Origin of the sequence: Yersinia canariae (assembly GCF_009831415.1) — a bacterium.
Lineage (GTDB): Bacteria > Pseudomonadota > Gammaproteobacteria > Enterobacterales > Enterobacteriaceae > Yersinia > Yersinia canariae.
Genome location: NZ_CP043727.1, coordinates 1194331 through 1211043 on the forward strand (window position 1 = coordinate 1194331; position 16713 = coordinate 1211043).

The following is a 16713-nucleotide window of genomic DNA, read 5'->3' on the forward strand; positions in this document are numbered from 1 at the left end:
CAGTCATGCCCGCAGGTAAATTTGGCACGAGTATTTTTTGGCGAGCTTTGTTGCTGGCCCCTCTATTACTCACGGGATGTACTGATAACCCGACCAGTGGCCGTTTTTCTCAAGCTGTGCAGATGGTTATCCCAGAAACGAAGATTGTTGATTATCGGACGTTATCCTGTGATGTGCTGTGGAATCTTGACGATAAAGAGACGTTAGAAAATTCACTTTACTGGCTACGGGCGATGGATTGTGCTGAACGTATGGGGTCAACTCAAGCACGGGCACTCGCCAAAACATTGCCGGCAGTGACGTGGTCAGCGGCCTTTAAACAGGGCATTTTAGTGAGCAGTTCCGAGCCTTCAATTGCTGAGCGCCGTCAGGTGGTGGAGCGCCTGAACAGTTACAGCCAAAGTTTCCCCGGTGCTGTGCGTCCCTTGATTCAACTGTGGCGTGAGCAGCAGGTTCTGCGCATTTCGCTGGCTGAGGAGCGCACGCGTTATCAGCGTTTACAAGAAGAGTCCGACGCGCAGATTGACCGTTTGAGGGAAAGTCAGGTTCGGCTACAATATAATTTGCTGGACACTACCCGGAAACTGGAAAATTTAACCGATATCGAACGGCAGCTTTCATCACGTAAGCAACTGCAAAATGAGATCCCGGAAACCGATGCTGATAGCAAAGCAGCAGCGGCCAAACCAGCGGAAACTAAGCTAGCAGAAACTAAACCAACAGAAGCTAAGCCAGCAGAGGCCAAACCCCAGCCCAAAGTAGAGCCCGCTAAACCGGCTGAAACCAAGCCGGTGGAAGCCAAACCTGCGGAGGCCAGTCCTGTTGAGAGTAAACCTGCAGAGCCACAAGCTGACACCAAACCCGCGCCGCAACCGGTAGAAAAACCGGCGGATACTTATACACCGCCAGTCGTACCGCCAGCTGACGTCCCACCTGCGACCAATAAGGAATCACATGACGCCACGCAAACCGGCCAATCTACTGCTGGTTGACGACGACCCCAGCTTACTGAAGTTGCTGGGAATGCGTTTAACCAGTGAAGGTTTTAATGTCACCACCGCTGAAAGTGGGCAGGAAGCATTGCGTCTGTTGATGCGTGAGAAAATTGATCTTGTTATCAGTGACTTGCGGATGGATGAAATGGATGGCATGGCGCTGTTTGCTGAAATTCAAAAGCACCAGCCGGGTATGCCGGTGATTATTCTGACCGCACATGGCTCTATTCCGGATGCGGTAGCCGCCACTCAACAGGGCGTGTTCAGTTTCCTGACTAAACCGGTTGATCGCGATGCGTTATACAAAGCGATTGATGCAGCATTAGAACTTTCTATTCCTGCCGGTGATGATACCTGGCGTGAAGAAATAGTGACCCGCAGCCCTGTGATGTTGCGTTTGCTCGAGCAGGCCAAAATGGTGGCACAGTCTGATGTTAGCGTGTTGATCAATGGGCAAAGCGGCACCGGTAAAGAAGTATTGGCGCAAGCGATTCATGCCGCCAGCCCAAGAGCGAAGAAAGCTTTTATCGCCATCAACTGTGGTGCATTACCTGAGCAATTGCTGGAATCAGAATTATTCGGCCATGCTAAAGGTGCTTTTACCGGTGCAGTCAGTAGCCGCGAAGGGCTATTTCAGGCCGCCGAAGGTGGAACATTATTCTTAGATGAAATCGGCGATATGCCGTTGTCTTTACAGGTGAAACTGCTGCGAGTGTTGCAGGAACGCAAAGTGCGCCCATTGGGCAGTAACCGTGATTTAAGTATTGATGTTCGAGTGATTTCCGCCACTCACCGCGATTTGCCCAAAGCGATGGCAAAAAATGAATTTCGTGAAGATCTCTACTATCGTTTGAATGTGGTGAATCTTAAGATCCCCGCGCTACATGAGCGCTCAGAAGATATCCCGCTGCTGGCTAACCACCTGTTACGCGAATCAGCCAAACGCCATAAGCCATTTGTCCGCAGCTTCTCAACCGACGCCATGAAACGGCTCATGACCGCCAGTTGGCCGGGTAATGTGCGCCAGTTAGTCAATGTGATTGAGCAATGTGTGGCACTTACCTCCGCGCCGGTTATCAGTGAAGCTCTGGTTGAACAGGCGCTGGAAGGCGAAAACACGGCTTTACCGACTTTTGTAGAGGCGCGTAATCAATTCGAATTGAATTATTTGCGTAAACTGTTACAAATCACTAAGGGCAATGTGACCCAGGCCGCGAGAATGGCAGGGCGTAACCGCACTGAATTTTACAAATTGTTGTCACGCCATGAACTGGATGCCAATGATTTTAAAGAATAACTGTTGTTAGTCGCGGATAATCCGGGTTACTGACACACTGATAACCGAGTTTAAATACCATGAGCAGAAAACTTGCCATTGCGTTAGCCCAGTTGAATTGGCTGGTCGGCGATATTGAAGGCAACACTGAACGTATGTTGCAAACCTTGCATGAGCAGCAGAAAGCGGGAGCTTCACTGGTCATGTTCTCTGAGCTGGCTTTGTCCGGTTATCCGCCAGAAGATCTGTTGTATCGTGATGATTTCTATCAACGCTGCGAAGCGCAATTGGATCGTTTGCAGGCGGCCACGCAACAGATTGCCGTATTGGTCGGGCATCCATGGCGCGAGGGTGGCAAGCTGTACAATGCGTTGTCACTGTTTTCTGACGGCAAATTGCAGGGGCGCTATTTCAAACAGCAATTGCCCAACTACGGTGTATTCGACGAAAAACGCTATTTCTCCGCCGGTCATGAAACCTGTGTGGTGGAGTTACAAGACTATCGTCTGGGCCTGCTTATCTGTGAAGACTTATGGTTTGATGGCCCAGTTGATGCAGTCAAAGCCGCGGGTGCGGAAATTGTGTTGTCTATCAATGCCTCGCCGTATAACCGTGAAAAACCCTATATTCGTAAAACGCTGATGGCGGCTCACTGCCAGCGCACCGGTTTACCATTGGTGTATCTCAACCAAATTGGTGGGCAGGATGAGCTGATTTTTGATGGTTGCTCCAAAGTATTTGATGCTGCCGGCAATATGACTCACCGTCTGGCGGCATTTGCCGAACAAACCACCTTATTGCAGTTCAATGAGTGCGAAGTGGTGCCAATGATGGCCCCTGCCGCTGAGCTACCGCCATTGGCACAAGTCTATGAAGCTTTGGTGTTGGCGGTTCGCGATTATGTGACTAAAAATGGTTTTAATGGTGCAGTTCTCGGGTTATCGGGCGGGATTGACTCCGCATTGACACTGGCGATTGCCGTGGATGCGTTGGGTAAAGATAAGGTTCAGGCATTGATGATGCCTTTCCGTTACACCGCAGATATCAGTATTGCTGATGCCAAAGAAGAAGCTGAAATTCTGGGTATCGAGTTTGATGTACTCTCCATCGAGCCGATGTTTGATGCCTTTATGAGCCAATTGTCACCCATGTTTGCTGGCACCGCGCGTGATACTACCGAAGAAAATCTTCAGGCGCGCTGCCGTGGTGTGGTGCTGATGGCTTTGTCGAACAAGCGCCGCAGTATTGTATTAACTACCGGTAACAAAAGCGAAATGGCCGTAGGCTACGCCACACTGTACGGTGATATGGCGGGGGGCTTTGATGTTCTGAAAGATGTGCCCAAAACCTTGGTATTTAAACTATCAGAATATCGCAATACTGTTTCCTACGTGATTCCGCAGCGGGTTATTACCCGCCCACCATCAGCGGAGTTGGCACCTGATCAGAAAGATGAGGACAGCCTGCCACCTTATGATATTTTGGACGCCATTCTCGAAGGGTATGTCGAGCAGGATAAGTCAGTTGCCGATTTGGTGGCTGACGGTTTTGATGAAACTATCGTGCGTAAAGTCATCCGCTTGGTAGATATCAACGAATACAAACGGCGTCAGTCTGCTGTCGGGCCGCGCATCACCGCCCGCAATTTTGGTAAAGATAGACGCTATCCGATTACATCAGGCTTTGGCCGCAAGAATTGGTAAACAGGGATTCACCATGAAAAAAATTGACGCGATTATTAAGCCATTCAAACTCGATGATGTCCGTGAGGCGCTAGCTGAAGTCGGTATCACCGGGATGACGGTAACAGAAGTAAAAGGTTTTGGTCGCCAGAAAGGGCATACCGAACTGTACCGCGGCGCTGAGTATATGGTGGATTTCCTGCCAAAAGTAAAAATTGAAATTGTTGTTGCTGACGATATTGTGGATACCTGCGTAGAAGCGATTATGCAAACGGCTCAGACCGGCAAAATCGGTGATGGCAAAATCTTTGTCTTTGATGTTTCCCGCGTGGTGCGTATTCGTACTGGTGAGCAAGACGAAGAAGCGATTTAATTTCTGTCTGATGCAGTAAAAAGCCCGTTTCGTTTTGCGACGAACGGGCTTTTTAGTTTTATGTCTCTATAAATAACTTCAAATTGGTGTGATTAGGCGGGAACAAACAACCCCAGCCAATAGAACAGATTCAGCACAACACCGGCGATAATCACGGCGACAACCGGCGCGGCAATCTTCATGACTGGGCGGCCAATAGCTTCGTTGAGGAAATAGAGCGCCGTTGTGATAGTAAAACCGGTATAGCCCGCCATCTTGATAGACGCGAAAATAGCCCCGATTAACAGCGCGTATTCCATCAGCAAGTTCATGGCATTACGAATATTGTCGGAGGCATTACGCACGGACGGGAAGCGGCCCAGCCATTTGCCGATTGAGCGCAGCATCAGCACTTCCAGCGATATCACTACCGCCCCAATTATCCCTGCCAGCAATGGATTCGGCACCAGATAGCCGACCACAAACACGAAGGTGAAACCGGCTACTGCATAAACACCGGTTGCCAGCGCTGTAGTGGCAATTAACGGCACAAAGCCGAGGCCGCGCATAAACTCGGCCAATGATGCCTGATGGATTAATGCCAGTGACTCTTCCGGTGTGATGCCCGGCGCATAGGCTTTGGCCAGTGTATAAATTGACACTTCACTGCCGCCGAAGATCTTCATGCTGGCGACCGCAGAAATTAACCCGCCGACAATTGCCAACATGGGGAGATTTTTAATAATTCGCTGGGTTCGCTCTTCAAAAACAGAGTGCCCGCCACCCCCTCCCAGGTGAGTTTTGGCTTTTATGTCTTGCGCGATAGCAATGCCGATAAGCAGAATCATACCGACGAAAATCTCAATAGATTCAGGGAATAACCCTGTGAAACGGGTAATGAGTAGGCGGGTCAGCAGCACGATAAAAGCAGAGACGATGGCAGTTTTCCAGCCAAACTGGTAGAAAATGGCGACCAACGGGAACAGGGCAAAGGCTGAAATTACCGGGCTGCTCAGCTCCCCTAATGAGCCAATAAAGTTTACTGGCAATGAAGTCAGCGCGGTATTAACAGCCGGTAAGCTGGTCAGGGCTAAAATACCCCAGGCAGCGCCAAGTGCGAAGGCCAAATAGCTATTGATCGCCAGCACGCCAATGATGTCGGTCGGCAGAAACAGCAGCCAAGAGTTAAGCAAACCGGTTGAGAGTGTGAAAGAAATGCCGACGGAGGCAATAAAGCCGACACTCAGGCCAAAAGCGATACTGCCCGCTTCACGGCGACTCATATTACCTTCAACCAATTGTGGCAAAATCGGGCGGATGCCGTCATGGAACACGGCGACGCTGCGGTGAGAAAGCAGCGCGGTCATCCCTGTCAGCAGGGCAACCACAACAATATGAATATAATCCACGGTGGTCCCCTTAGCGCAACTGCGTGATAAGCAGTGGGATAGCATGCTCAATATGTTCAACCGATAAGCCAAACGCCACTTTGCCCTCAGTGACAAATTTTTCTATTTGTTCTGGTTTTGCTTTGATACCGGGCTTGGCGATCGTGGCGCTTTTGTTGTACCCAATAATCGCGATAGCCATTGATAATGCGGCTCCGGCCCCAGTGTTACAGGCACCAATATAATAATCCAATTGGCCTTCTTTCACTTTGATAGCGGCATCCATATCCGAGAGAATAAATGTTTCAAAAGTATTCGGTGCCGTCTGCTCAATCATTTCGCGGATTAACTCTCGTTGCAGCCCGGCAATGCCAATCTTCTTCATAATCACTTTCCTTGCGTGGTGAAAAATTTATTAGGATTGTGGCGCAACATCATTTCCACCTTATCGGGGGAAATCCCTGCGGCCAGTAACATGGGAACAAATGAATCAACTAAATAGCTAAATCCACTGCCGCCATTGGCTTTTAAATGTGAGCGGCGGGTTATATCCATAGAGAGCATGACTTTATCCAATAACCCGCGCTCAGCGAGCATGACTAACATGGCGACACGGCGTTCATCTGGGAAATAGCTATTTTTACCAATAGTATCGAATTGGACATATACGCCCATATCGATCATTTTCATAATAAGGTCGGGCTGCTCTTTCAGGTCACAATGGCCAATGACCACGCGCTCGGGCGATACACCATGTTGCTTGAGCAGCGCGATTTGCTCCAATCCCATAGTACTGAAACTGGTATGGGTCGAGATGGGTAGGCCGGTGGCATGGTGAGCCAGTGCTGCGGCATGAAAGACTTTGGCTTCGTCAGGGGTAATCACGCCCTCGCTGGTGCCAATTTCGGCTATTACACCGGCCTTCAGTTCAGTGCCGTCAATGCCAACCTCGATTTCATCAATCATGGTTTTCGCCAACTGTTGCGCGCTACTCTCACGAACCATCGGTGGATAGAAACTGTCGGTATAATAGCCGGTTGAGGCGATAACATTGATGCCACTATCTCGCATTAAATTCAATAAAAACTGCGGATTCCTGCCCATATATCGGTTAGTGACTTCGACGATATTCACCACCCCTTTACTCACTAATTCACACATTTCGTCACAAATGGGCTGATATTGATCCAACCGGCAGTCCAGATTATTTTTAAATCCGGATAAATCAATATGGAGATGTTCGTGCGCGTAGGTGTATCCATCGGGATTAATCATCGGGCGGACTCCGAAGAAATTAAATATGAATAGTTAAGACTATCATGGGAATACATTAAATAAACTAACGCATTGGGCTAATCAGCTTTTTTATAAGTTAACCCAGCGTATTACCCTGGCTGTCATAGTAACCAAGGATGTGGGGAGCCCCACTTTGGATACCATCAATTAACACAACGTCACTGCGAGTCACGAATATCTGGGTGCGAAAACTCATGATAACCGGGCTACTTATCGGGAATTGACCGGCCAAATGCAGACAGTAATCAATGCTGTCATTATCAATCGGCAATACAGAGGCTTGGCTGAAGTGGTTATCATGCCAAATTAATGCATTTTTCAAATGACCACGGCGATAGTAACCGCCACCAAATAAATAGCTGTTGCCAGAAAAATGGTGAGAAATTTCAGATAGATACAGCATTGATATTTGTTCTGGTTGGTCGCCATGTTGATTGGCAGGGATAGTCCCGGTAAGGGCATGGCCGGGTTCACTGTGTGTGATGCCCAATGTGGCCAGTTGGGCCAAGGTGGTGCAACTGGTTGCTGAGGGGGCATTTACTTGTTCAATGGCCACTCCTTCTGCTTGCAGAATATCCCGCGCAGCCAGTAAGGTTTGCATGTTGGTTGTTGGCAATGTCTGTTGGTGCAAGGGGTCATACATTAGGCAAGGAAAATGCGTTATCCCGACCAATCGCACCCCCGGCATTTCTCGAAGGGCTGCAATGACTGCTGGTAAATGATGTAACTCGAACCCTGATTCCTGCCCGGAATAGAGTAAATCTCCCGATTGGCAAACCTTCAGCATTAGCGGTTGGATAATATGTTGGCGATGCGCGACCTGCGAGATTTCCAGTGCCTTTTCCAATGAGAAAACGGTTATCACTTCCGGCCGCTGACGGATTATCTCCGCTAGCATGGCACAAGGCGGTTGTACCAGATGGCCAATGTGGGCAACAGGAATAGCATGGCGATAGAGTTGGCGCGCTTCTTTAAAATCAACCGCCACCATACCGTGATAACGTGTACCTTGATAACTGCACGCTAGCAGGCGGCGACACAGCTCCGGATTACGCCCAAACTGTTTGCTCATCAAATATAGTTTTATCTGGTGATGATGCGCAGTTTGAAGCAGTAAACGGGCATTAGCTTCAGTTTGTTCTACATCTATGACATAGCTATCAGGGCCGATTTTCCCCTGACGCCAGAAGGAAATTGCGACATCAATAAGCTTACTGTTTTGTTTTAATAGGGTTTTTAAAAACATTATATGTCCTGAACGCCCTAGGCATAATTATACTTATTAAATTATTATTATTTTGAATATTTATGATAAAAAAGACCCTGATGTTGTATTTTCGAACCTTATCCCAAAACTATTTTAACGCAGCAAAGGTGTATCACTAGAAAGGTATAGACCGTATAGGTTCGCGAGTAAATATCCGATTTCATTTTCTGCGGGCTTCAGTGAAAAAAAGGCCAATAAATCCTGATTTATCTCCCGGATATAGTGAATCTCTTCACTTTGGACAATTTCCGCTAATATTGCCGGATCCAGCGCAGCTATCTCTTCACCTCGTCGGGTTCGCATTAATGCATTTGCCATATGGGTGATAGCCACCACCCCTTGATAACCTTGCACCGGTAGTTGCCAAAAATGCTCTAACCGGTTGATAACTTGGTCTAATCCTTGGCCAATATCGTGATCAATAACACCTGACTGACACAGAATATTAAGACGCGCATCAATACAAATCTTCAAAGAGTGGCCTCCCGAAAATAGCCTGGCTTGCTGGCAGAGTAATATGATTAATAGCGAGGTTCTATCTCACCATTTTGTACGGCTCGCTGGTGGCAAAGCAATAATGTTTCATTAATTCCTTTTTCCAGCAGCAATTTAATGGGGTGGTTATCTGGCCGGATAAGGATAACTGCTTGTGAAGCTTGAATATAGCGCTCGTCACCTTGCAGTTTTATTGCCTGTAAGTCTTCGTGAGGAATATTATCAGCCAGATTCCAAATTGCAGCATCAATATCACCACGATTTATATGCGCGATACAGTCGCTATAAGGTAATTCGACTAATTCGATAGGTTGTCCGGAAAATTTAATTTCAGTTAGGGAAGGTGCGAATAAGCGGGGAAATTCTTCTCGGCTGACTCAGTCATTTCATTTCTTCATGTTTGAGCCGATTTTTTTCTCCCGTAAATGCCTTGAATCAGCCTATTTAGACCGTTTCTTCGCCATTTAAGGCGTTATCCCCAGTTTTTAGTGAGATCTCTCCCACTGACGTATCATTTGGTCCGCCCGAAACAGGTTGGCCAGCGTGAATAACATCGCCAGTTGGTTATCGTTTTTCAGCAACCCCTTGTATCTGGCTTTCACGAAGCCGAACTGTCGCTTGATGATGCGAAATGGGTGCTCCACCCTGGCCCGGATGCTGGCTTTCATGTATTCGATGTTGATGGCCGTTTTGTTCTTGCGTGGATGCTGTTTCAAGGTTCTTACCTTGCCGGGGCGCTCGGCGATCAGCCAGTCCACATCCACCTCGGCCAGCTCCTCGCGCTGTGGCGCCCCTTGGTAGCCGGCATCGGCTGAGACAAATTGCTCCTCTCCATGCAGCAGATTACCCAGCTGATTGAGGTCATGCTCGTTGGCCGCGGTGGTGACTAGGCTGTGGGTCAGGCCACTCTTGGCATCGACACCAATGTGGGCCTTCATGCCAAAGTGCCACTGATTGCCTTTCTTGGTCTGATGCATCTCCGGATCGCGTTGCTGCTCTTTGTTCTTGGTCGAGCTGGGTGCCTCAATGATGGTGGCATCGACCAAGGTGCCTTGAGTCATCATGACGCCTGCTTCGGCCAGCCAGCGATTGATGGTCTTGAACAATTGGCGGGCCAGTTGATGCTGCTCCAGCAGGTGGCGGAAATTCATGATGGTGGTGCGGTCCGGCAAGGCGCTATCCAGGGATAACCGGGCAAACAGACGCATGGAGGCGATTTCGTACAGAGCATCTTCCATCGCGCCATCGCTCAGGTTGTACCAATGCTGCATGCAGTGAATGCGTAGCATGGTTTCCAGCGGATAAGGTCGCCGGCCATTACCAGCCTTGGGGTAAAACGGCTCGATGACTTCCACCATGTTTTGCCATGGCAGAATCTGCTCCATGCGGGACAAGAAAATCTCTTTTCTGGTCTGACGGCGCTTACTGCTGAATTCACTGTCGGCGAAGGTAAGTTGATGACTCATGATGAACCCTGTTCCATGGCTCCAGATGACAAACATGATCTCATATCAGGGACTTGTTCGCACCTTCCTTAGCAGACATTGGTCGGGGGAGCGCGGATCTAACCCCACGCGGCGGATATTATTCTGTTCGCCACGGCGGCAAATAAGTTGGTGGCCATCCACGTAGGAGCCATTTCCCAAATTCAGTGCCAGAGTGACTTTCCCTTGCTCCAGATAGCTTTTAGCCGCCAGATGCGAGACAACCGCCATGTCGTAAATACCGTCTATCAGGCACTCAATTCGCACTTCTGCCCCACGCATATGGGCAAAATATAGGGGAAGTAAGGTAAATTGCTCTCTTAAACCGCTGGCTAAACCTTCATAAAGCTTGGTGTAAGGCAGTGGCATGGCGCACACCATATTACCCAAATCAGCCTGTTGCAGTAACTGCGGCATATTCAGGTCAATGAGTAAGGTCCCATTTCGGCCTCGGCGCTCAACAATGATAGCGCCCTCAGCTTCCAACACTTTTAATGCGTGCTGTACCACTCCGACGGAAATCCCGAAATCATCGGATAACTCATCGATAGTTTTAAGCCGATTACCGGGGCGTTCACCAATTAAATAGCGCGCCATGGATACCAATGCCAGCCCTTCTTTTTTTATGAATTTCTTACTCATGGTAGGTCAATTCAGCCTTAATTTACCCTGTGCTAGCAGGCAATAAATAGTAAGGAATAATGTCAGCCACACTATTAATTTTCAGTTATATGAATATTTAGACATTCATCTGAATGCCTCATCGTGGCAATATTAAATTAGGATATATGAGAACTAAATCACGTTCTACCAAATTTAAACGCAATAAGTAGACGGATTTTTTATAACGAATATGTAGGGATGCCGGAATGGCATCCCCATGGGAAATGAAATAACATTCAGTTATTAAATGACTTTATGTGGGCCGAAGCACTCATAGTGAATTCGCTCCGCTGCCACCCCTTGCGCTAATAGTTGGCGGCCGGCAAATTGCATAAAAGCTAATGGGCCGCAGAAGTAATAGTGCCTGTCGGGATCGGCTGCCAGCCACTGATGCGAACTGAGGTCCATCAGCCCGGTACTGTGATAATCCTTTCCGTGAGTATCTTGCGCCGTCGGCTCGCGATACCACACGTGGCGGCTAAGGTTTGGCATATTGTCTGCTATCGTGGCGACTTCATCGGCAAAAGCATGAACGCGCCCATTTTCAGCGGCATGCAGCCAATGCACTGGCGCGGCATGTTGCTGATTATGCAGAGTATTGAGCATACTCAACATCGGGGTTTGACCCACTCCGGCAGAAATTAGCGCCACCGGGGTGCTTGGGGCAATATCCAAGAAAAAATCACCGCGAGGGGGAGCGATGCGAACACTGTCGCCTTCGTGCAATTCACGGTGTAAATAATTAGAAACGGTACCTTGCTCCTCGCGTTTTACGGCAATGCGGTAGGTTTTTCCGTTAGGGGCCGCGGTCAGGGAATATTGGCGAATTTCCTGATATTCAAGCCGCTCATCTTCGATATAGATACCCAAATATTGGCCCGGTTTGAAATCCAGCACCCGGCCACCATCCTCTGGTGCTAACACAAAACTGCAAATAACATCACTTTGCATCTCTTTTTTCATGATGCGGAAACGGCGTAAGGTTCGCCAGCCGCCAGTGCTGTTTTCACCTTGTTGATAAATCTGGCTTTCCCGCGCAATAAATACATCCGCCAGCACCCCATAGGCTCTGGTCCATGCATCCAATACTTCCTGACCGGGGGAGAACATTTCATCCAATGTCCTTATCAGGTGATGACCGACTACCGAGTAATGCTCGGGTTGAATGTTTAGGCTGGTATGTTTCTGAGCAATACGTTCAACTGCCGGCAATAAAGCGGCCAGATTCTCAAGATTTGCTGCATATGCGCAAATGGCGTTGAACAGGGCTTCACGTTGGTCGCCATTAAACTGGTTGCTCATATTGAAAATGTGTTTGAGTTCAGGATTATGCTCGAACATACGATCATAGAAATGCGCCGTTAGCTTGGGGCCGGTGGCGGCAAGTAACGGGATGGTGGATTTAACGGTGGCGATGGTTTGGCTATCCAGCATGCGGTGCTCCTTAAATATTTTTATCCCCTTCGTCTTTGCTGCAAAGCCAATGATTTCGGGTGTTTTTAGTGTGTAAAACAATACATGTATTTAAAATGCATCTTATAGATTGTTGCTTAATTTGTAAATGCGCATCCTTCTTATAAGGATTGCTGCGCGGTGCCAGTTCACAGAATGTGAAAAAATCACATAATGAATATGAGGATAATTCCGTTGCGCTGGATGAAGTCTGAACAGGTCAAAGCCTTACACAGCCTGGAGCCAATCGTTTGCGTAAAAACCTCTGTCAAGACCTATCTTAAGGGGGGGGAAACAGTTTACACTGTGTCATAAAGCCCAAAAGGGCAGTTCACTAGGTCTATTTTGTTAGCTAAGTCAGGAGAGCCGGATGTTAAAGCGTGAAATGAACATTGCCGATTATGATGCAGATCTATGGCGTGCAATGGAGCAAGAAGTGGTGCGCCAGGAAGAGCACATCGAGCTGATTGCCTCTGAGAACTACACCAGCCCGCGTGTTATGCAGGCGCAAGGTTCTCAGTTGACGAACAAATATGCTGAAGGCTATCCGGGCAAGCGTTACTACGGTGGCTGTGAGTATGTCGACATTGTTGAACAACTGGCTATTGACCGTGCAAAAGAGCTGTTTGGTGCGGATTACGCAAACGTTCAGCCGCATTCTGGTTCTCAGGCGAACGTGGCGGTTTACTCTGCCTTGCTGCAACCCGGTGACACTGTTCTGGGGATGAATCTGGCGCACGGCGGCCATTTAACCCACGGCTCACCGGTTAACTTCTCCGGCAAACTGTACAATATCGTTCCTTATGGTATTGATGAGTCTGGCAAAATTGATTATGAAGATATGGCGCGTCAGGCCGAAATTCATAAACCAAAAATGATCATCGGTGGCTTCTCCGCGTATTCCGGTATCGTTGATTGGGCAAAAATGCGTGAAATCGCTGACAGCATCGGCGCATGGTTCTTTGTTGATATGGCTCATGTAGCAGGTCTGGTGGCGGCGGGCGTTTATCCTAACCCGGTTCCACATGCTCACATTGTGACCACGACTACGCACAAAACATTGGCTGGCCCACGCGGCGGTTTGATTTTGGCGAAAGGTGGCGATGAAGAGCTGTACAAAAAACTGAACTCATCTGTGTTCCCAGCGAACCAGGGCGGCCCATTGATGCATGTTATCGCGGGTAAAGCGGTTGCATTGAAAGAGGCCATGGAGCCTGAGTTCAAAGTTTATCAGCAGCAAGTTGCTAAGAATGCCAAAGCCATGGTGTCTGTATTCTTAGACCGTGGCTACAAAGTGGTGTCTGGTGGTACAGATAACCACTTGTTCTTGCTTGATTTGGTAGATAAAAACATCACCGGTAAAGATGCCGATGCTGCGTTGGGTCGTGCCAATATCACTGTGAACAAGAACAGTGTGCCTAATGATCCGAAAAGCCCGTTTGTCACTTCTGGTGTGCGCATTGGTAGCCCGGCAATCACTCGCCGTGGCTTCAAAGAAGAAGAGTCTCGCGAGCTGGCTGGCTGGATGTGTGATGTGTTGGATAACATTACCGACGAAGCAACTATCGAACGTATCAAACAGAAAGTTCTGGCTATTTGCGCCCGTTTCCCGGTTTACGCATAATTTCGGCCGATTGATTTTTCTAATAAAAACCCGCGAAATGCGGGTTTTTTGTTATTCACGTTATGTAAATGTGAAGCTAATCCCAAATTATGTGTTTGTAAAATGACAAGGTTGCTAGCGGACGGGGCCTCTGTCACAGTGGCGGGCTGACCTCGGAGGGATTCATGGTACTGCAATCAACACGTTGGCTGTCGCTCAGCTATTTCACCTATTTCTTTTCTTATGGGATTTTCCTGCCTTTTTGGGGCATCTGGTTGCAAGGGGAAGGGATACCGCCTGAAACCATTGGTATTTTGCTGGGCGCAGGATTGATTTCCCGTTTTCTCGGCAGCTTGATTATAGCCCCCAGTGTTAAAGACCCCTCCCATCTGGTCACTGCAATCCGCATTCTGGCATTACTGACATTGGCTTTTGCTGTTGGTTTTTGGTTTGGTCATGGTTGGGCCTGGCTGATGATAATTATTGCTGGCTTTAACCTGTTTTTTGGCCCACTAGTGCCCCTGACGGATGCGCTGGCGGCTACCTGGCAAAAACAGATAACTATGGATTATGGCAAAGTCCGGCTCTGGGGATCACTGGCGTTTGTTATTGGATCTGCATTGACCGGCAAGTTAGTTTCGGTCTGGGGCCACCCGGCGATCCTGTACAGCTTGTTGTTCGGTGTTTCAGCCATGTTACTGGGTGCATTGCTGAAACCCAGTGTGATGCCGCAGGGGGAAGTTAAGCACCGCAATGTGGTCGCGACCAAGTGGAAAGTACTGCTAGCTGAGCCGCAAATATGGCGTTTTTTACTGTGTGTGACCCTATTACAAGGCGCACATGCCGGCTATTACAGTTTCAGTTCCATTTACTGGAAGGAGGCCGGTTATTCCGCCGCAACGATTGGCTATTTATGGTCGCTGGGTGTGGTGGCTGAGATTCTGGTATTCGCGTTCAGCAATGTTCTTTTCCGCCGCTGGACGGCCCGTAGCCTGTTACTGCTTTCTGCCGTGAGTGGCATTATCCGCTGGAGCCTGATGGCCTCAACCACGGAATTATCGTGGCTAATTCTGATTCAAATTCTGCATTGCGGCTCATTCACTGTTTGCCACTTGGCGGCGATGCGCTTTATTGCCGCCCGGCGTGGGGCGGATGTTATTCGTTTGCAGTCGGTTTATTCTGCATTAGCGATGGGCGGCGGCATTGCGGTAATGACGGTTATTTCGGGCTTCTTGTTCGAACATTATCAGGGAGGGGTGTTCTGGGTAATGGCATTGATAGTTATCCCTGCGCTATTTATTCGCCCTCGGGTGGTTGCAAATTCGGAAGATCTTGCCCATTAGGGTAAATCTAACAGGCTGCGTAACTGCTTGTTTTGTTGTTCGTTTATGGGCAATGACACCTGAATCAGTGGGGGCGTTGATTCAGGTCGTTGTACGGCATAAGGGGTTAGCACCACAGCTGTCCCGGAGGGCGCGCCAGATTGAAGGTACACATCATGGGGCAAGTATTTAATATGCAATGGCAACAGAGTTAACTCACGGATTTGCTGCTCAACTTGTTGTTCTAAATCGGTATTATTCCGCGTGAGCAACAAAATTTGTTTTTCCTGCAATGCATTTTCCTGCATCAAACAGGCGCCAAAACTAATGGCTATCAGGGCCACTTCATCAGCAGAAAATTGGATTTGATACTCTTGTTCGAAGGCTATCAGCGCTTGCTGAGTGGTCCGTAACAGCCGGGGATATTGGCGGTTAACCTCTTCTAGTGATGAGTTATCAATACCTATATTAAAATAACAGCGCTCAATGGCTGGGGCGAGGTGAGCAAAAAGCTGGCTCATCAAAATCTTATTGTTCCCCAGTGTCATACCGGAAAGTTGTTGAAAATGCAGCACTAACTGGTCAATAGCATTAAGCAGACGCGAATCTTCCGCTGATTGGGTGCTGTGATAACTGTGCGCCTTAATCATTGTAAGCATCAGGATGAGCACGTCGCGCTCGACTCTATCGAGTGGATTACTTAGCAGTGGATTAAATAAATCAAATAAACTGTCAGCCGCCGCCAGGGCCGGTTTGCGTGTTAGCCAATATTGCTGGGTGAGAGATAACTCTGGCGGAGCATGTTGCCGATTTTCCCAAGCACAATAAGCCAAATACAGTTGCAAAAACTGGCGATCTTTTTCATTAAGCTGGCGGCTCAGATAGGGTTCGCATTGGGCAATTATTTTTGGTAAGTCTTCTGAAATCAGCCGGTTATCCCATGACAGCGCATCATATAAGCTGGGGGCGAAATGGTGCTCAACAAACTCAGGGCAATAGCGTACCCCCCGGCGTAGCCAGTGGATTAAGCACAGTCTTTTATCGAGCCGATTACCCTCAATTAAGCAACTATTATCGGCATGAGCACTCAGTTGCAAATGGTAGAAACGCTGGATTTCATTGGCAACCTCGGCTATATCTTGCCGGGTAGTTGGCTGCCCGACACGGTTAAATTGGCTGATCGTGTCCAGTTGTACTGTGCTTGCGGGCATAAAGAGCATCAGTAACATATGGCAGCGGCGTTGTTGACCGGATAGTGGTTGACTGAGTAACTGGGGCACAGAAGAAGTGTCCAAGTGCATATAACCGTCCGTGATGGATGTGTTGTTATTCATCAGTCTTAAGCATAGCAAAAGAGATTCTATCCGGTTTACTGGGGGAATGGGCTTTTACATCGACTTACAACTTACATCACAGTTATTGCGGAATTTCCAAGGAT

At 48.4% G+C, this 16713-nt stretch carries 14 protein-coding genes and 2 pseudogenes; 6 read left to right on the forward strand and 10 right to left on the reverse strand.

The window, feature by feature from the left end:
- Positions 1-5 precede the first annotated feature (5 nt).
- The 4 genes from qseG to glnB are packed head-to-tail and all read left to right on the forward strand — an operon-like array spanning position 6 to position 4326.
- A complete protein-coding gene (gene qseG / locus F0T03_RS05560) occupies positions 6-992 on the forward strand; it encodes a two-component system QseEF-associated lipoprotein QseG (protein WP_159680703.1) in 987 nt (328 codons plus the stop codon).
- Positions 955-2292, forward strand: a complete 1338-nt coding sequence (glrR, locus tag F0T03_RS05565; RefSeq protein ID WP_050108075.1) for a two-component system response regulator GlrR — start codon at positions 955-957, stop codon at positions 2290-2292. The genes qseG and glrR overlap by 38 nt, the downstream gene beginning before the upstream one ends.
- Positions 2293-2351: 59 nt before the next feature.
- Entirely contained in the window at positions 2352-3974 is a 1623-nt protein-coding gene (locus F0T03_RS05570) for an NAD+ synthase (protein WP_159677408.1), read from the forward strand.
- Positions 3975-3987: 13 nt separating this feature from the next.
- Positions 3988-4326 (forward strand): nitrogen regulatory protein P-II, encoded by a 339-nt coding sequence (glnB, locus tag F0T03_RS05575; RefSeq protein WP_002231018.1) that lies wholly within the window; start codon positions 3988-3990, stop codon positions 4324-4326.
- A gap of 92 nt (positions 4327-4418) precedes the next feature.
- Here glnB and F0T03_RS05580 read toward each other — a convergent pair whose 3' ends face one another.
- The 9 genes and pseudogenes from F0T03_RS05580 to hmpA form a co-directional block, all read right to left on the reverse strand.
- On the reverse strand, positions 4419-5714 hold the full coding sequence (locus F0T03_RS05580) for a YhfT family protein (protein WP_145554564.1): 1296 nt from the start codon (positions 5712-5714) through the stop codon (positions 4419-4421).
- A 10-nt stretch (positions 5715-5724) separates the two neighbouring features.
- Positions 5725-6078, reverse strand: coding sequence for a DUF2620 domain-containing protein (locus F0T03_RS05585; protein WP_145554563.1), 354 nt, complete (start codon positions 6076-6078; stop codon positions 5725-5727).
- A 2-nt stretch (positions 6079-6080) separates the two neighbouring features.
- Complete coding sequence (locus F0T03_RS05590; RefSeq protein WP_159677409.1) at positions 6081-6968, reverse strand: phosphotriesterase-related protein; 888 nt, start codon at positions 6966-6968, stop codon at positions 6081-6083.
- 97 nt (positions 6969-7065) lie between these two features.
- Positions 7066-8235, reverse strand: coding sequence for a YhfX family PLP-dependent enzyme (locus F0T03_RS05595; protein ID WP_159677410.1), 1170 nt, complete (start codon positions 8233-8235; stop codon positions 7066-7068).
- 114 nt (positions 8236-8349) lie between these two features.
- Positions 8350-8730 carry a PRD domain-containing protein gene (locus F0T03_RS05600; protein WP_159677411.1) on the reverse strand — a complete coding sequence of 127 codons (381 nt, stop codon included), beginning with the start codon at positions 8728-8730 and terminating at the stop codon, positions 8350-8352.
- A 47-nt stretch (positions 8731-8777) separates the two neighbouring features.
- Positions 8778-9089: pseudogene (locus F0T03_RS05605) on the reverse strand (YhfZ family protein); the annotation flags it as partial.
- A 147-nt stretch (positions 9090-9236) separates the two neighbouring features.
- Positions 9237-10217 (reverse strand): IS5-like element IS5 family transposase, encoded by a 981-nt coding sequence (locus F0T03_RS05610; RefSeq protein WP_000019403.1) that lies wholly within the window; start codon positions 10215-10217, stop codon positions 9237-9239.
- 57 nt (positions 10218-10274) lie between these two features.
- Positions 10275-10877, reverse strand: a pseudogene (yhfZ, locus tag F0T03_RS05615) (GntR family transcriptional regulator YhfZ); the annotation flags it as partial.
- A 264-nt stretch (positions 10878-11141) separates the two neighbouring features.
- Positions 11142-12332: an NO-inducible flavohemoprotein gene (gene hmpA / locus F0T03_RS05620; RefSeq protein ID WP_145554558.1), complete on the reverse strand. Its 1191-nt coding sequence runs from the start codon at positions 12330-12332 to the stop codon at positions 11142-11144.
- A gap of 388 nt (positions 12333-12720) precedes the next feature.
- Between hmpA and glyA the strand changes: the two genes are divergently transcribed.
- Positions 12721-13974 (forward strand): serine hydroxymethyltransferase, encoded by a 1254-nt coding sequence (gene glyA, locus F0T03_RS05625; protein ID WP_145554557.1) that lies wholly within the window; start codon positions 12721-12723, stop codon positions 13972-13974.
- A gap of 164 nt (positions 13975-14138) precedes the next feature.
- The gene (locus F0T03_RS05630) at positions 14139-15296 is read left to right on the forward strand and encodes a 3-phenylpropionate MFS transporter (protein WP_159677412.1); all 1158 of its coding nucleotides are present in this window, start codon (positions 14139-14141) and stop codon (positions 15294-15296) included.
- On the opposite strand, the gene csiE is transcribed toward F0T03_RS05630, so the two are convergent.
- Entirely contained in the window at positions 15293-16576 is a 1284-nt protein-coding gene (gene csiE / locus F0T03_RS05635; protein ID WP_159677413.1) for a stationary phase inducible protein CsiE, read from the reverse strand. The two genes, F0T03_RS05630 and csiE, sit on opposite strands and share 4 nt — an antisense overlap.
- Positions 16577-16713 lie beyond the last annotated feature (137 nt).

Excerpts from the sequence above, each read along its gene's own strand:
- qseG (WP_159680703.1), top strand. The coding sequence starts at position 6 with ATGCCCGCAGGTAAATTTGGCACGAGTATTTTTTGGCGAGCTTTGTTG.
- glrR (WP_050108075.1), top strand. The coding sequence starts at position 955 with ATGACGCCACGCAAACCGGCCAATCTACTGCTGGTTGACGACGACCCC.
- F0T03_RS05570 (WP_159677408.1), top strand. The coding sequence starts at position 2,352 with ATGAGCAGAAAACTTGCCATTGCGTTAGCCCAGTTGAATTGGCTGGTC.
- glnB (WP_002231018.1), top strand. The coding sequence starts at position 3,988 with ATGAAAAAAATTGACGCGATTATTAAGCCATTCAAACTCGATGATGTC.
- F0T03_RS05585 (WP_145554563.1), bottom strand. The coding sequence starts at position 6,078 with ATGAAGAAGATTGGCATTGCCGGGCTGCAACGAGAGTTAATCCGCGAA.
- F0T03_RS05590 (WP_159677409.1), bottom strand. The coding sequence starts at position 6,968 with ATGATTAATCCCGATGGATACACCTACGCGCACGAACATCTCCATATT.
- F0T03_RS05595 (WP_159677410.1), bottom strand. The coding sequence starts at position 8,235 with ATGTTTTTAAAAACCCTATTAAAACAAAACAGTAAGCTTATTGATGTC.
- F0T03_RS05610 (WP_000019403.1), bottom strand. The coding sequence starts at position 10,217 with ATGAGTCATCAACTTACCTTCGCCGACAGTGAATTCAGCAGTAAGCGC.
- hmpA (WP_145554558.1), bottom strand. The coding sequence starts at position 12,332 with ATGCTGGATAGCCAAACCATCGCCACCGTTAAATCCACCATCCCGTTA.
- glyA (WP_145554557.1), top strand. The coding sequence starts at position 12,721 with ATGTTAAAGCGTGAAATGAACATTGCCGATTATGATGCAGATCTATGG.
- F0T03_RS05630 (WP_159677412.1), top strand. The coding sequence starts at position 14,139 with ATGGTACTGCAATCAACACGTTGGCTGTCGCTCAGCTATTTCACCTAT.
- csiE (WP_159677413.1), bottom strand. The coding sequence starts at position 16,576 with ATGCACTTGGACACTTCTTCTGTGCCCCAGTTACTCAGTCAACCACTA.